The sequence below is a fragment of the Motilimonas sp. 1_MG-2023 genome, assembly GCF_030547455.1.
Classification (GTDB): Bacteria; Pseudomonadota; Gammaproteobacteria; order Enterobacterales; family CBDFNC01; genus Motilimonas.
Genome location: NZ_JAUOPX010000358.1, coordinates 1 through 229 on the forward strand (window position 1 = coordinate 1; position 229 = coordinate 229).

Consider the following 229-nt stretch of genomic DNA (forward strand, 5'->3'; position numbering starts at 1 on the left):
CGCGGTTACCCGAGTTACCGGCACTGGCCGAGGTGGAATAACACAGGCCAGAAATCGCGATACACAGCGAGCCATTGACAAACACTTCTAGTAGGGTATCGTGCTGCTGGCCGACTTTATCCAGTGCGGTGATTTCGCGTAAGTTTAGCTCGCGTGATAAGTTAACGCTGCTGGAGCCAAGCTGTTTCATAAAGGGAATTTGCCCGGCATTATGGGTGGTCAGCTGGGT

Annotated in this window: 1 protein-coding gene; it reads right to left on the reverse strand. The window is 52.8% G+C overall.

What is annotated here, in order from left to right; all coding sequences use genetic code 11:
- Positions 1-229, reverse strand: a 229-nt coding sequence (locus tag Q4519_RS22290) for a U32 family peptidase (RefSeq protein ID WP_303516177.1), incomplete at both ends; no start/stop codon positions are given.